We start from the raw sequence: 223 nt of genomic DNA, 5'->3' as shown, positions 1-223 counted from the left end.
AACCGGGATGGGAAACCAATCCGGGGTTGTGGACTGCTATCAAATGCATGAGTGAAGCAGAATGAGCTGGGAAGCTCAGCCAGAGAGAGTGAGAGCCTCGTAGGCGTAAGCGAATGCATGGAGCAGGATCCGGAGTACCACGGGACACGAGAAACCCTGTGGGAAGCTGGGGGGACCACCCTCCAAGGCGAAACACTGATATGGACCGATAGCGCATAGTACC

The 223-nt window shown here is 56.1% G+C and carries 1 rRNA gene; it reads left to right on the top strand.

Going from position 1 to position 223, the window contains the following annotated elements:
• Window positions 1–223: ribosomal RNA gene (locus ACFCTO_RS12305) — 23S ribosomal RNA — on the top strand; the annotation flags it as partial.

It is taken from the genome of Megasphaera indica (genome assembly GCF_046614755.1).
Classification (GTDB): Bacteria; Bacillota; Negativicutes; order Veillonellales; family Megasphaeraceae; genus Megasphaera; species Megasphaera intestinihominis.
This window is presented reverse-complemented; position numbering and strand designations above follow the sequence as displayed.